This is a genomic window from Mesorhizobium sp. M1A.T.Ca.IN.004.03.1.1 (genome assembly GCF_003997555.1).
GTDB lineage: Bacteria > Pseudomonadota > Alphaproteobacteria > Rhizobiales > Rhizobiaceae > Mesorhizobium.
Map to the genome: position 1 here is coordinate 1 of NZ_RZTV01000620.1, position 256 is coordinate 256.

1 protein-coding gene is annotated in these 256 nt (G+C 71.1%); it reads right to left on the bottom strand.

Annotated features, from left to right (window positions below; genetic code table 11):
• Positions 1-256: Tm-1-like ATP-binding domain-containing protein (locus EOD29_RS33120; RefSeq protein ID WP_206520585.1), on the bottom strand; the 256-nt coding region annotated here is incomplete at both ends.

Genomic DNA, 256 nt, shown 5'->3' on the forward strand with positions numbered 1-256 from the left:
AGCGTCGAGACCATGATCTTGGGCAGGCCGAGCGGCAGAGCGCGCATGCCGGCAGTGACGATCGAGGTGCCGCCGCCGCCGCCAATGCCGATCACGCCGGCGACGTCGTCACGCGATTGGATGAAGCGGGTAAACGCGACGCCCATGCCGGCGACGGCCGTGCCGCGATCGTTGATGCCGAGCACCGCGCCGGCTCCATCGGGATGGTGCGCGGCAACCTCGCTTGCCGCGACATCGACGGGGACGGTCGCGCCGC